Origin of the sequence: Paraburkholderia sp. GAS206C (assembly GCF_050435645.1) — a bacterium.
Lineage (GTDB): Bacteria > Pseudomonadota > Gammaproteobacteria > Burkholderiales > Burkholderiaceae > Paraburkholderia > Paraburkholderia phenazinium_B.
Map to the genome: position 1 here is coordinate 102,707 of NZ_JBNDKR010000005.1, position 15,721 is coordinate 118,427.

The following is a 15,721-nucleotide window of genomic DNA, read 5'->3' on the forward strand; positions in this document are numbered from 1 at the left end:
CTTGCCAGCGCAGGGCCTAACGCACTTCGATCACGTGTTCCTGGGCGCGCGCCATCAGCCACTCTTCGCGCAGCAGGCGCTGGATTTCGGCCTCGACATCCTCGTCGAGCGTTGCGGGATGTTTCGCCGTCACCGCGAAAATCTCGTAGCAGGAGCCGTCAGGCGACGCAAATGGCCCCAGTAGGTCACCCGCTTCGGCATTGAAAATCTTCGCTTCGATCTCGGGCTTCAGCGAGCCGCGCAGCACTTTGCCGATTACGCCGCCGCGCTCTCGCGTCTCGGCAATCGAGTGTTCGCGCGCCATCTCGGCGAAGCTGTCGGGATCGTCGCGCAGCACTGAGATCATTTCGCGAGCTTTTCCCTCGCTGTCCAGCACGACATGGCTGACCTCGATCGCGTCGAACCTGGGCGAATTCAACGAGAAGTACTCTTCCACTGCGACCCGGTCTCCGATCGTGGCGAGCATCTTCTCCTGGTAGAGGCCGTCGGTGATGAAGCGCTCGAACTCGTCCAGACTCACCCCAAGCGCGTCGAGGTAGTGATTCATGTCGGTCGCTCGATGCAGGCCGCGTACCCGGCGAAACTGATCGGCACGCTGCTGTATTTCGTCCTCGGATAGCCGGACGCCTTGCTTTCTCGCCGCGTGGACGGTCAGCTTCTCCCGCACGACGCCTTCAATCAGGCTCTCGAACTGTCCGGTCAGTTTCAGTAGACGTATGAACTCGGCGACGTCCACGACTTCGTCATCGATTCGCACTATCGCGGTCATCTCATCCGCTCCTTGAAGAAAGGGCCTGCGTGCCGCACATGCGTCATCCGGCCAGTTGCCTGAACGGGTCGAGGCCGAGATCGATCAGACGCCGCTCTCGCACGACGATTTCGGCATTGGCAGTCATGCCATAACGCAACGCGTATCGGCTGCCTGCTACCTGGTAGTAGTTCTGTTCGAGTGCAACCCGCCCTTCGTAGACCGGTTGTTTATCCTGTGCGGAAGGTTTCGTCGCCGGCGAGATGTACTCCAGGGTGCCGTTGATCAACCCATAGCGCTGATACGGAAACGCATTGAACTTCAGCTTGACGGACTGACCTTCATGCAGAAAGGCCCTATCGCGCTCGGCAATCTCAACCTTCAACACCGGTCTTGCGTCCTGCGGTGCGATCGCCCCGAGCGGCGTGTTGGCCTGTACCTTGTCGCCGGGTTGCGTCGAGGTCACATCCGTGACGACGCCAGACACCGGCGCGACGATCAAAAGAAAGTTGTCCTTGTCGATATTCTCGAAGCGAATCCGCGCGGCTGCGTCCGCCACGAGACGGGCACTCTGCAGTTCCAGCCGCACCTTGTCCTCGGCCGTGGCGATATCGCGTACCGCGGAATCGTATTGAATCTGCAGGTCGGTGGCTTGCTCGCCGCTCGTGGCGAGTTGTGCATTGGCCTGTGCATATTCGTGGCTCAACTGGAAGTCCAGCTCGGAGAGTTTCGATTGCGCCACACGGTAGGCGTTTTCCGCCTCCTGATAGGCGTTTTTCTTCGCTTCGACCTGGAGCTCCGCGACACCGCCGCCACCCGGCTGCGCAAACAGGCGCACATATTTATCCTGTTCGTCGCGTGCCGCGTCGCGTGCGTGCCGCGCGTTGTCGAGATTGCTGCGCGCCTCTTCGAGCAGCGCCCGCTGCCCTTCGGCGAGCTTGGTCGTCCCCTCCGACATGCGGTTCTGGTGCAGATTGGACTCCACTTCCATCTGTTCCTTCAATGCCGCAGCCTTGCGCTCCATCAGCGCCTTCTTCTCGGGAAATTCGCGCCACTCGCGCTCGGCCTCCTCGAGTTTGAGTTGTGCCTGCAGGGCGTTGCTCGCCGCCTCGATCGCACCACGGGCGTTCAAGCGCGCCAGCACGTCCCCCTTCGAGACCGGTTGGCCTTCAGCCACATAGAGGTCCGCGAGTTCGCCGTCGATGGGCGCGTAGAAGCGGCGTACCTCCGACTCGGGCGCAAGCGTGCCTTGCGCATTCACGATCACGTCGGCGCGCCCGAAAAAAGACCAGAGCAGACCGGCGATCACGAGCCCGACCATGAGGAGCACGAGCGCGCGTGCCAACCGCACCGGCTCGGCAGTCAGGATCGCGATGCCTTCGGCGCTGTGATCTTCCAGCGCCTCGGCAAGCGGTTTAAGGTGAATTTCCCGCTTCACTGCCGGTGCCTCCGATCAGGGCGAGCTTTGCGCGCAACAGATCCGGGTCCAGTACCATGCGCAACTCCTGCAGCGAACGGCGCTGCAATTCCACCTCGGCGTTGATGGCGGCGAGCAGGCTGTCCCAGTCGCCGGAATGGTCGGCGCGCAACTGCGTATAGATGCGCATTCCTTGTTGAGCCACCGACTGTGCTTCGGATAGCGTTCTGGCCTGGTTACGAAACTGTGCGGAGATGCCTGACTCGAGCCGCTGGGTGCCCCCGATCGCACCGTTCTCACGATATTGACGCCACAGGGCCTGCGCATGCGTGAGCCCGTCTTGCGCGCGGGCCAGCGCCTTGTCGCGGATCGAGGACACGTCGGTGCCGATTGCCTGCACGAACCAGGCGTCGTCGGTGGCGTCCAGCGCGCCGTAGAAGGTCAGCAGTTGCTGATCGTAGTCCTTCGTGCCGCGCGTTTTTTGCAGCGCACCGAATTGATCGAACACAGCCTGCTTGTGCGCCTGCTCCTGGGCGAGTACGTCGGACCATGGCGAAGGCGGCATCGACTGCAAGCCGGCGAGCGCCTGCCGCCCGTCGCCGCGCTGCCACGCCGCGGCGACGAGGTCGTGCTGACGTATCAGCGCATCAGAAGGAAGCTGCGTCGCGGCGAACGACCGGTACTGTTGCTGGAACGGCGGCGTCGCAAAGTGCGCGGATTTCATCAGCGCCAGCAGGGGACCGAGCTTGCGCGCACGCGCCTCGTCGGCGAGGGCGGCGTATCGCTGAAGATCCGCTCGCAGTGCATCAAGACCGGCAAGACGCGGGTATTTCTCGGCGTAGTTGCTAAACATCGCTCGCAGCGCGTCGAAGTTGCCTTGCGGCAACTCAGTGGCGATGGCCGCGTTCAGTCGTGCGATCGCCGGCAGATACACAGAGTTGTCGCGCTGCAGCGCACGCAGGTGACTCATCGCCAGCGCGTACGGCTCAGCGAATTCGGGCACGTATGACGAAATACGGTCCAGCGCGTGTTGATGTGCCTGCGGGTCGGCGTTCCAGCGCTCAAGGAGTTGGGTGATGCGGTCCTCATCCGCATTCATCCGGATAGGCGCTTGCGAGCCCCCTCTGCCTACGACGAACTGTTCCAGATCCCCCACCCATGCCAGTTCATCGACGAGCGGCCTCGCGTCGGGGTTGGGCCTGGCCTGGTCCTTTGCACCGGCGAGCGTCGCCGCCGCCTGATCGAAATTACCTCTGCGCAATGCCGAAAGCCATACGGGCACAGAGGCCTTCATCAGCGCTTCGCTTGCAAGAGCTTCCATCGGCGCATCGGCAGGATGACGCTCGAGATCCTTGTTCGCCAGCCTGACGGCATTGGAATAGTTGCCTTCCGCCAGCAGCGCCTTCACCTCGCGTTGCGACGCGCCTCTCATATAGAGCGTAATCGCCACGACCAGCAGCAGCACCAGGCCCGCTATTCCCCACGCCGCGCCGCGTCGGATTGCGGTGCGATCGCCGCCCGAGAACACGCGCATCCACTCGGCAGCGAACACGCGCCATTTGCGCGGGCTGTCCGCGGCTCGTGTGTCGTGATCCGCTGCGTGTGGAACGTGGGAGACCGCCTCGTTGACCTCATCCTCTCGCTGCGCGACCTGATCGACGCAAAAGATCTCGAGAAATGAATGCGCGGCGCCGACGAAGGTGGTCTTGTCGGTATCGAGCAGCTCACACTGGGTAGGGTCGGAAACGGATATCGCGGTCACGGTAGCCTCGAGGTCGGACGCCTTTTGCAATTGCACCTTGTAGACGAAGTGGTCCCCGCCGAATGCAAGGACATCGCCGTCATGTAGGGAAACTGCCGATGCCTCGAGCCGCTTTCCGGCGATGAAGGTACCGTTCGTACTGCCGAGATCCTCGATGCAGGGAACGCCAGCGTTCAGAAAGATGTGAGCGTGACGCCGCGATATGTAATTGACCTGATGCGGATAGCGCGTCTTGTAGCGTGAGAACAGTTCGTCGATCTTGCTGACGAGAAACGGGAAGGTGTGGACTTCGATAGGCTGAAGCCCAAGGTCGCCGCGCTCGGGAACGAGCGTGAGGGTGACGGGCTGTGCCGTGTAGGCCTCGACCTGCGCACGTGATTGAATGCCCACGCGATAGCACAACGTACCGCCAAAGCAGACTTCGTCCCCGTCGCGCAGGTGGTGTGGCGTCTGCCGTACGCTTGTGCCATTGACCGTCGTGCCGTTCTTGCTATCGAGATCGGCGACATAAGCGACACCGTGCTCGACAAAGACTCTGGCATGCCTGCGCGACAACGCAGCGATCAATTCGTCAGGATAGCCGGTAAAAGGAGACTCACCGCGGCCGACCGCAAACAGGCAATCGCCGATACGGATCGTACCCAGCTCCGGGTTCGAGACAGGCGAAAGCACCACATCGAACTCGCGCTCGTGGGTCACCCTCAACTCTGCAATTGGAGCCTCGCCGGGATTCATTTGTCTTCATCACGAAGCGTTGATTCGCTGCCGCCACGAATGACTCAGCGAAAGGCCGGCGAAACCCGCGGCGCGAATGCTTTGGCGCGACGAACCGTCGGACGGGCGATGACAATCAAATTGTAAGACACGCATTGCGGGAGTCAATTATCCGTTTGCCCCTAGTGTTGCCTTTGCCTTGATGTTGTCTGCGTGTGCCTACGCTTTACCTCAGTATTCCCTTAGTTTTCCTTCACTTCAGCCTGCACATCGAGCGCGGGCCAGCCACCGCCAAGCGCCTTGTAGAGCAGCACGGTGTCCGAGAGAATCTGCTGATGATTGGCCAGCAGCGCGAGTTGCGCCTCGAGCAGCGTGCGCTCCGTCTCGAACACTTCAAGCTGCGACACCACGCCTTCCTTCAACTGCGCTTCGATCTGATCGGCAACGAGGCGCAACCGCGCTACTTCCTGTTGCAGTTCCACACGTTGCTTGCGATGCGAGTCGAGATTGACGAGCGCGTTCTCGACCTCTTCGAATGCACCCATCACCGTGCGGCGATACTGCTGCTCGGCAAGATCGCCTTGTGCCTTGCTCGTCTTCACGTGGGCGCGCACGCCGGGATCGAAAATTGGAAAGTCGATGCTGGGCATCAGGCCGTACGTGAACGCCTTCAGCAGGGAGGACAGCGCAAAGCTCGCGGTGCCGGCGTGCCCCGTCAGACTGATGGTGGGCAATTGGGCCAGCTTCGCCTGCCCGACGAGGTCGTAGGCTTCGAGCACACGGAATTCCGCAGCCACGACATCCGGCCGCCGCGCCAGCAACTGGGCGGGCAGTCCCGCGGGGACCGGCGGCAACTGGACGCGTTGCTGCAAGTGCCCGTCCGGCAGCTGGAATTCACCCGCCGGCACGCCAACCAGCGTGGCAAGCGCATTGTTCGCGAGATCGCGCGAGCGGCGCAGTTCCAGCAACTCGTTCGTCAACCGGTTGATTTCGGCCTGTTGGCGCATAACGACGGTTTGAGGAATCAGGCCGCTGCGGCTTTGACCATCGTAGATCGTGAGTATCTGCCGGTTGGTAGCCAGCGTCTTCTCCTGCTGGGTAATCTGATCGTCGTACTGAAGAATCTGGAAATAGGTCACGGAGACGTTGGAAACCAGTTCCAGGTACCCCGCGCGCCAATCCGCTTCCGTCGCATGAAATTCGGCTTTCTGTGCCTGCACGCCCTTCTCGACCTTGCCCCAGATGTCGATGTCCCAGTTGACCTGGGTCCCCAGCATGTACTGCTGCTGGAACGGCACGCCTGTGCTCTTCTGGAAGTTACCGCCAGCGCCTGCGTCCAGGGTAGGCAGGGCGCCCGCCTGCGCCTCGCCGATCTGGGCGCCCGCCACCTGAATACGTGCGGCAAGGATCTTGATGTCGAAATTGCCTGCTATCGCTTTCGCAATCAAAGTGTTCAGATACGGATCCTGGAAGGTTTTCCACCAGTCGGGCTCGATGGTTGCGGCGGCGGATACGGCCACGCTCCCGTTCGACCACGATTCCTTCGCCGGCGTATCGGGGCGCTGATAGGCGGGCATGCTGACGTCGACGCAACCGCATAGCAGTACTGCACACAGCGTCACGGCCCCCAGCACCCACAGCGCTGAGCTTCGATGCTCGACGTGCACACGGCTGCAGGTACTTTCTTGCGTCGCTGCCGCAACCGGCGTGCGATGACCCGCTGCCAGACAGAACAAGGCAGACACGATTTTCTCCAGTAAGCGCAGCTGTATGGACAGAACGATCAGTTGCAGGCGCGTTTTGATTGCGGCCTGTAGCCGGAGCGCAGCTGTCAGATCAGCGTGATACTGTTATTGGCGGACTGATGCGGCGCGATCGTCGAAGACATGCCAGTCGCGAAGGCCGTGTCCATGCCATTGACGTTGTCGATGTTCAGGCCTTGATTGATCAGTTGCGAAGCGCCGATCGTGATGCCATTGCCTAATTTGAACTGGCTAAGGGAGGGAAACAAGGACATCAGGCCACCTGCCGTCAGGCCGCCGCGCACCGCGCGCATCGTCTTGCGGTCAAGTTCATCTGTGACGGCCAGATCTGAAATCATGAGCGTGTTCATTGCGGTTCTCCGGTGTCGAGGGTGGAAGCATCTCGTGTCTGCTCGCACCCATCTTATGCACAGGTCGTGCCATAACCCCGCTGCTGCCCGCTCAAAAGCACCCAATCGCCTGAAATCACGCCGCTGCTCAGCAAATCGAAGGACATAGCCTCTTGCATCATCAGGATAGGCAAGCCGCCATGTGATTGCCGCGTTCCAACACGATCCATTCACACCGTTGGCGCCGCACCAACAGACAACGCCCGACACAGCATTGATGTAGTTACTTGACGTAGATCGTGATCTTCTTCGAGTAGACCGGCGGATCGTGCGGCATATGCATGTAGTCGCCCATCAATAGCTGAAGCGTGTGTTTCCCGGGCGGCAGCACCAACGTCGTTTCGGTTTCGCCCGCGCCGAAATGCAGATGGTTACGATCGGAAGGAATCTCCTGATCGAGCGGGGGCAGGCTGGTATCGATCAGCAAGTGGTGGTGGCCAGTGTTCGGGTAATTGACGCCTTTGGGTGCCACGCCCATGTTACGCAGGCCGAACCACACGCGAAACGGTTTGCCCGCAGGCATCGTCTGTCCTTCGTTCGGATAGCCGATATAGCAGAATGCGCCGGGCGGCGACGGCGTGCCGGCCGCGAAGGCAGCATTCAGCCAGACCATGGCGGCCAATGCAGCGAGAGCGATTATCTTCTTCATCGTGCTTGCCCCCCGTCTTCCCGGACCGAAGCATACAAAGCGGTCCTAACGTACGTAAATGGTGATCTTTTTCGAATACACCGCGGGAACCTGCGGCACGTGGTTCTCATCCCCGAGCAGAAGCTGCAGGGTGTGGGTACCCGGCGCGAGTTCGACGCGCGCGTCGGTTTCGCCCGCACCGTAGTGCAGATGATTGCGGTCGGAGGGGATCTGCTGGTCGAGCGGCGGAAGATCGGTATCGATCAGCAGATGATGATGCCCGCTATTGGGAAAACTGACGCCCTTCGGACAGATGCCCATGCCGCGCAAGCCCATTCGCACCCAGAGCTTGCCGCCGTGAATCACGGTGCCGTCGGGTGGCCAGATGATGTACTCCTCGGCGCCGGGCGGCGACGGCGACTGGTGCGGGACTGGCGCCGCGGCCGTCAGGCAGATCACGGCCAGAACACTGAGCGCTGTTCTTACTGGCATGTTGCGCCTCCTTTGGGAGTGCGGAGCTCGTATTTCGTCCTTTAGCTTAGAACGTAACTTCACAAAAAGAAACGAACCATTCGTTAACCTTGTGACGCATGTGGCGCGTGCTATCGTTGTTTCATCGGGAAGCAGGTTCGGTACGGACAACCAGGATTTGAATATGTGGCGAAAATTCCTGCTCGTATGCATAGCCGGGGCCCTACACGTGTCGTGGACGGATGCCAATGCGGTCACTCGATCTGGCAGCAGCGCGATTCTTCAGACGACAACGCGAGCCGTGGAAAGCACGGCCGAGCGGCGCGTCGCGCTCGTCATCGGCAATAGCGACAGCGCAGCCACTCCGCCTGGCAGTGCGACCAACGACGCCCGCAGCATGGGCGCACTGCTGGCTTCGCTAGGCTTCGAGGTGAGCGTCCTCACGGATGGGACGCCGCAACAGATCCAACAGGCGCTCGCCGCGTTTCGCACACGTCTTGCGAGCGGTGGTGTCGGCCTCTTCTATTTTGCTGGACATGGTCTGCAGGTCGGCAACGAAACGATCCTGGTACCGGCAGGTGTCGACACCCGCTCCCCCGCCTCTCTTCTCGTCAATGGAATCGGCCTGAGCAATGTGCTCGCCGCAATGTCAGCACCCCGAGTGCGCAAGACCAATGTGGTCATACTCGATACCTGCCTGGAAAATCCATTCCATACCGCCGATACCCAGAAGCCCGGCTTACCGATGCCACAGCAGACTTTTATCGCCTACGCTGCAGCCCCAGGCGGCTTTGCCGCCGACGGTCGCAGCCACGGCGTCTACACACGCGCGCTACTGCGTGCGCTCGGCAATGCGCCGGAACGCGACATCGACGGGATCATCCGTGGGGTCGAACGAAGCGTACGCGCCGATACCGGCGATAAGCAAAGACCCTGGTCAGTGTCGTCGCTTGCCGGCACCTTTCGCTTCGCACGCTATCCGGGTGGCGCTGTGGCAAGCCAGGAAATCCCGGAGCTTGCTAGCGCAGCGATTGTCTCCATGCGCAGCCGCGGCATCATGCCGAAGGACAGCAGCGAACAATACGAACTGACGTTCTGGGACTCGATCAAGAACAGCAACTACGCGAGCGATTACCAGGCCTACCTGAAGGCTTATCCTGACGGCCGCTTTGCTGCGCTCGCGAAAGCACGGATCGAGCGCTTGCAGGCCGCCGCGTCAGCGCCGACGCCGGGCACCGCGCCGGCAACTGTGCCGCCCGCGCCACCTCCCGCATCAAAAGCACAGGCCTCCGCGGCGCAACCAGGTCACGCGGTTGTGGCGAGTAGTCCCGCACCTGCCCCTGCGCCGCCGCCCGCGCCTATCGCCGCTGCTCCCAAGGCGCCCGCTAATCCCGTGGCCAACACTCCGGTCGCCGGCGAGAGCAAGGACTGCGCAGCTTGCCCAGTGATGGTGCTGCTACCCGCCGGCTCGTTCACGATGGGCAGCAATGCGGGCGACATCTCGGAGCGGCCACCGCATCACGTTACGGTCGGCGCGCCGTTTGCGATCGGCAAATACCCCGTGACTGTCGAACAATGGAATGCCTGCGTAACGGCTAATGCCTGCCCGAAGCTGTCGAGCGAAAACGCAACGGGCACGAAAGCTCCCGCTCGCGATCTCAGCTGGGACGACGTCCAGCAGTACATCAAGTGGCTCAGCAAAGTGACCGGCAAACCCTATCGCCTGCCCACCGAAGCAGAATGGGAATACGCCGCACGGGGCGGCACCTCGACGCCATACTGGTGGGGCGATCAGATGCGCAAGGGCAACGCGAACTGCAAGGGCTGCGGAGACCCATGGCACGAAGCGGGACCGGAAAACGTCGGAACGTTCGCGGCAAACGCCTATGGTCTGTATGACATGGGTGGCAACGTCTGGCAGTGGGTGAGTGACTGCTGGCACAGCTCGTACAAGGACGCCCCGGCAGACGGTCGTATCTGGGATGCGTCCGGTTGCAACATGCGCGTCATTCGTGGCGGCTCGTGGCTCGAAGGCGCCGACTACATGCTCGCTTCGACGCGCTTTAAGTACAGCGAAAGCGTGCGACAGTCGCAGAACGGCTTCCGCGTTGTCAAAGATCTGAAGTAAGCGAACCAGTGGAGATGAGCCGCGATGTCGAAGGGGGCCGCGCTGCGCGGCCCTCACTGCTTGCGAGGCTGGGTGTTGATCTGAGTAACGTCGGCCACGATGTGATCCGGACCATACTTGCCCGCGATCTGTGTGAGACGTGTGTCGAGTGCGCGCAGATACTCCGCGCGCGCTTCGCTTTCCGGCCGGAGTGCGTTGAAGAGCGGTGCCGGCGTGACCATCAGCACCACCAGTTCGGTTCCGAACGGTTTGGCAATCACCCAGTCCCCCGCGCCGCCGACGGTCGCTGCGTAATTCGCCGGTGCCTGATTATCTGGCGCGCGCGGACTGGGCACCATATGCACGACACTGCCGTCTAACTGGTAGTAGTCGATATTCACGTACGACTCATAGTCCGGCGTCGTCAAGCTGACCACCAGAGGATCGCCCTCCGCAAGTTGCCCGTCAGTCGCTTTCACCTGAAGCGCGGCGGGGTGGCCAGCCTGCCAGTTGCGGGTCCAGTATGGCGCTACGAACTGAATGACATCGCATTTGTCCGCTGCAACCGGTGTCACGTCGACATTCAGTGTGCTCACACCCGGCAGCGCACTCAGGCGATCCTTGAGCGTGGCGATACCGTTTGCCTGCGGCACGAACCCATGCACTTTTACCGCATGGCTTTGTACCGAGGCGGCGAGCGCGGAACACGGCATGTGCGCAAGCAATGTGGCGACCGATGCGAGCGTAGGTGGAAGCGGCGCCGACACCGCGGCTAACGACGACGCCACCCCTGACGCCAATGCAGCTTGCGGCGCTGGCGTTTGCACGCGGTCGGTCAACGCTTTCGGCGTTGCCGGCGCCGCCGCAATCAGTGGCGCTGAAGCTGTACTCGGCGCACCGTTAGAATTGCCAGGCATCCGGTACCAAAGGACTCCGAGGGCAGCCACGCTCAGCCCCGCGAGCGCAGCGCCCCCGGCAATCAGCATGCGTTGCCTTGTGATACGCGGCTGGGCCGAGAATTCGCTGACGAACCGGTTGACGGTCGGCATGCGCGTACGGCGATCGAAGGAGAGAGCGCCGCGCAAGGCCCGCCACGGGCGCGTACCCAAACCTTCGGGACGCTGCGGCTTGAGATCGGCACTGCGAGCCTGGGTGGCCGCGAGCCGGCCGAACGGGTGATGTCCCGTCAGCAGCTCATAGACAATGCAACCGAGCGCGTACACGTCGTCACGCGGATCGGGCTCGATATGCTCGAGCATCTCGGGACTCGCATAAGCAGGCGTCAGCGCGCCGAGCGTGCCCGGATCGAACACGGTTGCATCGCTCTCCTCATCAGGCCGCTGAAACGCCCGGGCGATACCGAAGTCGATCACCTTGACGTCGCTCTTGTCCGTCAGCAATACATTGCCTGGCTTGAAGTCGCAGTGCACGAAGCCATGCTCGTGAGCATAGGCGAGCGCACTGGCCATGCCTTTGACGATCGGCAGCGCCGCGTCGTATGGCATGCCCTTGAAATTCTTGTTGCGCAACAGACGGCTGAGCGGCTTGCCAGACAGATATTCCATCGTCAGATAGACGACCGCACCGTCCCGGTCGAAGTCGTAGACGGTGACGATATTGCGGTGCGCCAGTACCTGAGCTTTCTTGGCTTCACGTTGCAGCGCGATCAGCGACTGGGGATTGCCGCGGAACTGTACGTTGAGGACCTTGATGGCGACGTAGGGCTTGCGGTCGGATGCTTCCAGCTTGCGCAGGTCAAGTGCCTTGTACACCGTGCCCATGCCACCGACGCCAAGGCACTCCTCTAGCACGAAGCGGTTATTGAGCGTGTCGCCAACGCCTTTGACAGCCTCGGAACTGGTGGCGGGCTGAGCGTCAGAAGGCGCACCCGCTTGTCCGGGTTGCACCGATTGTCTCGATTGTCCTGCACCGCTTGCAGATTGCGCTGGACTGCCCGCAAGGGACGCGGAATATCGCGGCGTTGTCTGCACACGCGTCTCGCCGCCGCCCAGTGTCAGGTTGGCGCCGCTCAGCCGCTCGATCCTGCGCTGAACTTCCGCGTACACCTCCGGAGGCAGCGGCATGTGTGTATGTGCTTCACCCAATATCTCCAGTAGCCGTGCCGAACCAACACTGTCCTTCGTCAGCGTGCTGTCGAGCTGTGCGATGAAGTCATCTTGCGACAGCTCGCCGTTCTGGAATTCGCTAATCGCGTGCGCAAGGTTTGCCATTTTTTTAAAGCCACGCAGCTCCCGATAAACCGTAATCAACCTGTCGTAAGAAGTTACATGCTCACGATCGATACTAGTCCGCACCCATGCCTTCCGCAATTCAGGATTACACAACAATGTCACAAGAGCGTCCTGCGATACACAGGTGTTGTGCCGCTTCTAACAGCATCGCCCTATTGTGTTGGTTTCAGCCCATCACTTCCCAGTCATCGCGTGAGGCGCATCCGTGCAGAGCAAAACACGTGCGAGCGATGCATTGTCTATACTGAATCGAAGCAGTCCTTTATGGATTTCCCGCTGCTCCGTCACATTCCGAAGAGCTCTACCTTCATTCCACGCAATCAGGCGATCACGACATAAGGAACAACCATGGCTATCATCGCAATCAAGGATCTTCCAGACAGCGTCGAACTCGACAGGCAGGCCATGACAGCCATCGTAGGTGGCGCGCGAAGCGGCGCACAGTACGGCTCGCTTCTGCAACCAGCACCAAACCCAACCCGTCTCTTCGAATATCCGCAAGGCTTTTCATCCATGCGTCAACCCGTTCCAACCGCCAAATCATAGTCAGACATAGACACGAACAAGCACTAACGCTTTATCCGGTCTTCTTTCGAGCGGCCTCGTGAATGGCCGCCCGGATACGCGGATAGGTGCCGCAACGGCACACCACGTTCGACATCGCGTCGTTGATGTCCTTGTCGCTCGGCGTTGGCTTCTGCTTCAGAAGTGCCGAGGCCGCCATCAGTTGCGCGCTCTGGCAATAACCGCATTGCACCACGTCGATGTTGCTCCACGCGGCCTTGAGCGCGACGGCCTCGGCGCCTCCGAGTCCTTCTATCGTGGTGATTCTGCTGTCGCCCAGCGTGGAGATGACAGCCTGGCACGACACCTGGGCCGCACCATCCAGATGTACCGTGCAGGCTCCGCACACACCAATCCCGCAGCCGAACTTGGTGCCCGTCATACCGAGTTCACACCGCAGCACCCAAAGCAGCGGTGTAGCCGGGTCCGATTTCACCATCACCTTCTTGCCGTTGATGTCGAGCGTTAGCATGTTCTCTCCCACCACTTACGCGAGTTGCAATGGCAGCGTGCGCAGGCGCTGACCAGTCAGCGCAAAAATCGCATTGGCCACGGCCGCCGCTATGGGCGGCGTGGCAATTTCGCCCACGCCTTGAGGCTCGGCTTCACTCGACATGATTTCGGTGTCGATGACGGGGCAGTCGTCCATATGCACGATTGGGAAGTCGCTGTAGTACTGCTGCTGCACCTGCCCGTGGTCGATCGTGATGGCTTCGTACAATGCCGCCGACAGGCCGAACACGATGCCGCTTTCCACCTGCTGGCATATCAGGTTCGGGTTTACGGGCGTACCGCAGTCGAGCACACAGACCACCCGCCGCACACACACGGTTTTGTTCGCGCCGATCGAAACCTCCGCCACCTGCGCGACGATGCTGCCAAACGCCTCGTGCAGCGCAATGCCGCGCGCGCAGGCAGCGCCGTCAGAGGTTCGCGCAAGCGGACGCCCCCAGTTCGAAAGCACAGCGGCACGCCGCAACACCGCAAGATGCCGTGGATGATGCTCGAGCAAAGCCGCCCGGAACTCCACCGGATCCTTGCCTGCGGCCGCGGCCAGTTCGTCCATGAAGCTCTCGACAAAAAATGCCTGATGCGAATGCCCTACCGAACGCCAGAACCCGACCGGAACCGGCAGGTCGACCGTGGTTTGCGCAACCCGCAGATTGGGCCACTCGTAGGGTTGGTCGAACGCGCCCTCCACCGTGGTGCGATCGCGCAGCGGGTCGGGGATACCATAGTTGCGCTTGAGCGATGCAACAACGGCCGACTGGCTGGCCGACAGGTTGCGCCACGCCACCAGCTCGCCTGCGCGATTCAGCCCGGCCTTGAAGCGGGACACGCAGGCGGGTCTGTAGAAGTCGTGCGTCATGTCTTGCGGACGGCTCCAGATAGTCTGCACCGGCCTGCCGTCAGCCTCACTCGCGATGGCGGCCGCCTGCGATACGTAGTCCACTTCCAGGCGCCTGCCGAACCCTCCACCGAGGAGTAACACCTGCACCTCCACCTTGTCGGTATCCATGTGCAACACCTTCGCCACCTGCTTCCGCACGAGTGCCGGGACCTGAGTGGAGACCCAGACTTTGGCGCCGTCGGCCGTGACCTGTACCGTGCAGTTCATGGGTTCAAGAGGCGCGTGCGCGAGATACGGCGCACGGTATTCGGCGCTCACCACCCGGGCAGCTGTTTTCAGGGCGCCGTCGACATCGCCCCGGCTATAGTAAGCATGCCCTTCCGAATGCTCCAGGGCATCCGTGAGGCTGCGAACCACGTCGGAATCCGAAACTTCGGCCGCTGCACCATGGTTCCATTCAATCCCCAAGGCGGCAACGGCATCGAGCGCGTACATCGCAATGAAGACATTCTCCGCAATCACCGCTACACCGCCGGTGCCGCCGTTATAGGCATCGACCTTCAGCACCTTGACGACCCCTGGCAAAGCGCGGGCCACCGAGTCGTCGCAATCCTTGAGCGTTCCTCCCAGTGTCGGACACATCAGCACGCTCGCGTACAACAACCCGTCCGGCAACGCGTCGATACCGAACTTCGCACTCCCATCGAGCTTGGACGGCCCATCGATACGCTTGACCGGTTTGCCGATCAGCCTGAACTGCGCTGGTGTCTTCAGCACGACGTGCGTCTGCAGCGATTGCTGGCCCGCGAGTTCGGCCAACTCGCCGAAACTTGCCGAACGTCCCGACGGATGCAGCACGCGGCTGTTCTCGGCGCGGCATTCGCCCGCCGGTACGTGCCATTGTTCGGCTGCCGCGCCGCACAACATCATGCGCGCGCTTGCGCCGGCTTCGCGCATCGGCTGCCACAGGTCGTTGATGCTCGTGGAGCCGCCCGTGATCATCGTGCCGAAGAAATCACGCGAAGCCTTGCGTAACATCCAGACGGTCAACTCTTCGAAGACACCGTGATCGTCGGGGCGAAACGGAAGATCGCCAATGATGTTATCCAGATTGTTGTAGATCTTGTCGATCGGCGACTGCTCGACCTTCACCCGCGCCCAATCGGCATCCATCTCGTCTGCGAGCAGCATGGCCGCTCCGGTATAGATGCCCTGGCCCATTTCCGCTTTGCACATCATCACTGTCACGCTGTTGTCCGACGAAACCTTGACCCAGCCGTTGAGCGGCACCTGCGCGCCCTGTACCGGCAATGGCGCGGAGCCTGCCAGACGCTGGCGCAGCGGCAACGCCGACCACCCCACGACCAGGGCGCCGGCGACGCCGATACCACCGATCAGGAAGGTTCTGCGCGTTAGCATGAGAGGGCTGGGAGCCGGTAGTTCATCGTCGATCAGTCCTGTTGCCGCGTCGGCTGGCGTCTACCGACCATCAATAGAAGAACGCGCGCGCTTGCGCGCAATTGAAATAACGGACTCCAGATCGTTTTGAAAAGAA

The 15,721-nt window shown here is 61.4% G+C and carries 12 protein-coding genes; 2 read left to right on the top strand and 10 right to left on the bottom strand.

The features are described from left to right. Positions 1-16: 16 nt before the first annotated feature. The 7 genes from P3T20_RS15205 to P3T20_RS15235 form a co-directional block, all read right to left on the bottom strand. Positions 17-769, bottom strand: coding sequence for a peptidylprolyl isomerase (locus P3T20_RS15205; protein ID WP_429287204.1), 753 nt, complete (start codon positions 767-769; stop codon positions 17-19). A 43-nt stretch (positions 770-812) separates the two neighbouring features. Beyond that, positions 813-2,186, bottom strand: a complete 1,374-nt coding sequence (locus tag P3T20_RS15210) for an HlyD family efflux transporter periplasmic adaptor subunit (RefSeq protein WP_074267203.1) — start codon at positions 2,184-2,186, stop codon at positions 813-815. After that, entirely contained in the window at positions 2,164-4,662 is a 2,499-nt protein-coding gene (locus tag P3T20_RS15215) for an FHA domain-containing protein (protein ID WP_429287205.1), read from the bottom strand. Before P3T20_RS15215 ends, P3T20_RS15210 begins: the two co-directional genes overlap by 23 nt. A gap of 221 nt (positions 4,663-4,883) precedes the next feature. Beyond that, the gene (locus P3T20_RS15220) at positions 4,884-6,275 is read right to left on the bottom strand and encodes an efflux transporter outer membrane subunit (RefSeq protein WP_429287445.1); all 1,392 of its coding nucleotides are present in this window, start codon (positions 6,273-6,275) and stop codon (positions 4,884-4,886) included. Between the two features lie 197 nt (positions 6,276-6,472). After that, complete coding sequence (locus tag P3T20_RS15225; RefSeq protein ID WP_429287206.1) at positions 6,473-6,754, bottom strand: hypothetical protein; 282 nt, start codon at positions 6,752-6,754, stop codon at positions 6,473-6,475. Between the two features lie 262 nt (positions 6,755-7,016). Next, on the bottom strand, positions 7,017-7,442 hold the full coding sequence (locus tag P3T20_RS15230; RefSeq protein WP_429287207.1) for a DUF4399 domain-containing protein: 426 nt from the start codon (positions 7,440-7,442) through the stop codon (positions 7,017-7,019). Positions 7,443-7,487: 45 nt separating this feature from the next. Continuing rightward, on the bottom strand, positions 7,488-7,913 hold the full coding sequence (locus P3T20_RS15235; protein WP_083611596.1) for a DUF4399 domain-containing protein: 426 nt from the start codon (positions 7,911-7,913) through the stop codon (positions 7,488-7,490). Between the two features lie 163 nt (positions 7,914-8,076). Here P3T20_RS15235 and P3T20_RS15240 point away from each other — a divergent pair, with 163 nt between their 5' ends. Further along, positions 8,077-10,020 (top strand): SUMF1/EgtB/PvdO family nonheme iron enzyme, encoded by a 1,944-nt coding sequence (locus tag P3T20_RS15240; RefSeq protein WP_429287208.1) that lies wholly within the window; start codon positions 8,077-8,079, stop codon positions 10,018-10,020. 53 nt (positions 10,021-10,073) lie between these two features. On the opposite strand, the gene P3T20_RS15245 is transcribed toward P3T20_RS15240, so the two are convergent. Continuing rightward, entirely contained in the window at positions 10,074-12,230 is a 2,157-nt protein-coding gene (locus tag P3T20_RS15245; protein ID WP_429287209.1) for a protein kinase domain-containing protein, read from the bottom strand. Positions 12,231-12,599: 369 nt separating this feature from the next. Here P3T20_RS15245 and P3T20_RS15250 point away from each other — a divergent pair, with 369 nt between their 5' ends. Then, positions 12,600-12,797 (top strand): hypothetical protein, encoded by a 198-nt coding sequence (locus tag P3T20_RS15250; RefSeq protein ID WP_429287210.1) that lies wholly within the window; start codon positions 12,600-12,602, stop codon positions 12,795-12,797. 31 nt (positions 12,798-12,828) lie between these two features. Here P3T20_RS15250 and P3T20_RS15255 read toward each other — a convergent pair whose 3' ends face one another. Further along, positions 12,829-13,287, bottom strand: a complete 459-nt coding sequence (locus tag P3T20_RS15255; RefSeq protein WP_429287211.1) for a (2Fe-2S)-binding protein — start codon at positions 13,285-13,287, stop codon at positions 12,829-12,831. Positions 13,288-13,302: 15 nt separating this feature from the next. Next, positions 13,303-15,585 (bottom strand): molybdopterin cofactor-binding domain-containing protein, encoded by a 2,283-nt coding sequence (locus tag P3T20_RS15260; protein WP_429287212.1) that lies wholly within the window; start codon positions 15,583-15,585, stop codon positions 13,303-13,305. Between the last annotated feature and the right edge of the window lie 136 nt (positions 15,586-15,721).

Bases quoted from the DNA above. Each gene is read 5' to 3' on its own strand.
- P3T20_RS15205 (WP_429287204.1), bottom strand. From the start codon at position 769: ATGACCGCGATAGTGCGAATCGATGACGAAGTCGTGGACGTCGCCGAG.
- P3T20_RS15215 (WP_429287205.1), bottom strand. From the start codon at position 4,662: ATGAATCCCGGCGAGGCTCCAATTGCAGAGTTGAGGGTGACCCACGAG.
- P3T20_RS15225 (WP_429287206.1), bottom strand. From the start codon at position 6,754: ATGAACACGCTCATGATTTCAGATCTGGCCGTCACAGATGAACTTGAC.
- P3T20_RS15230 (WP_429287207.1), bottom strand. From the start codon at position 7,442: ATGAAGAAGATAATCGCTCTCGCTGCATTGGCCGCCATGGTCTGGCTG.
- P3T20_RS15235 (WP_083611596.1), bottom strand. From the start codon at position 7,913: ATGCCAGTAAGAACAGCGCTCAGTGTTCTGGCCGTGATCTGCCTGACG.
- P3T20_RS15240 (WP_429287208.1), top strand. From the start codon at position 8,077: ATGTGGCGAAAATTCCTGCTCGTATGCATAGCCGGGGCCCTACACGTG.
- P3T20_RS15245 (WP_429287209.1), bottom strand. From the start codon at position 12,230: ATGGCAAACCTTGCGCACGCGATTAGCGAATTCCAGAACGGCGAGCTG.
- P3T20_RS15250 (WP_429287210.1), top strand. From the start codon at position 12,600: ATGGCTATCATCGCAATCAAGGATCTTCCAGACAGCGTCGAACTCGAC.
- P3T20_RS15255 (WP_429287211.1), bottom strand. From the start codon at position 13,287: ATGCTAACGCTCGACATCAACGGCAAGAAGGTGATGGTGAAATCGGAC.
- P3T20_RS15260 (WP_429287212.1), bottom strand. From the start codon at position 15,585: ATGCTAACGCGCAGAACCTTCCTGATCGGTGGTATCGGCGTCGCCGGC.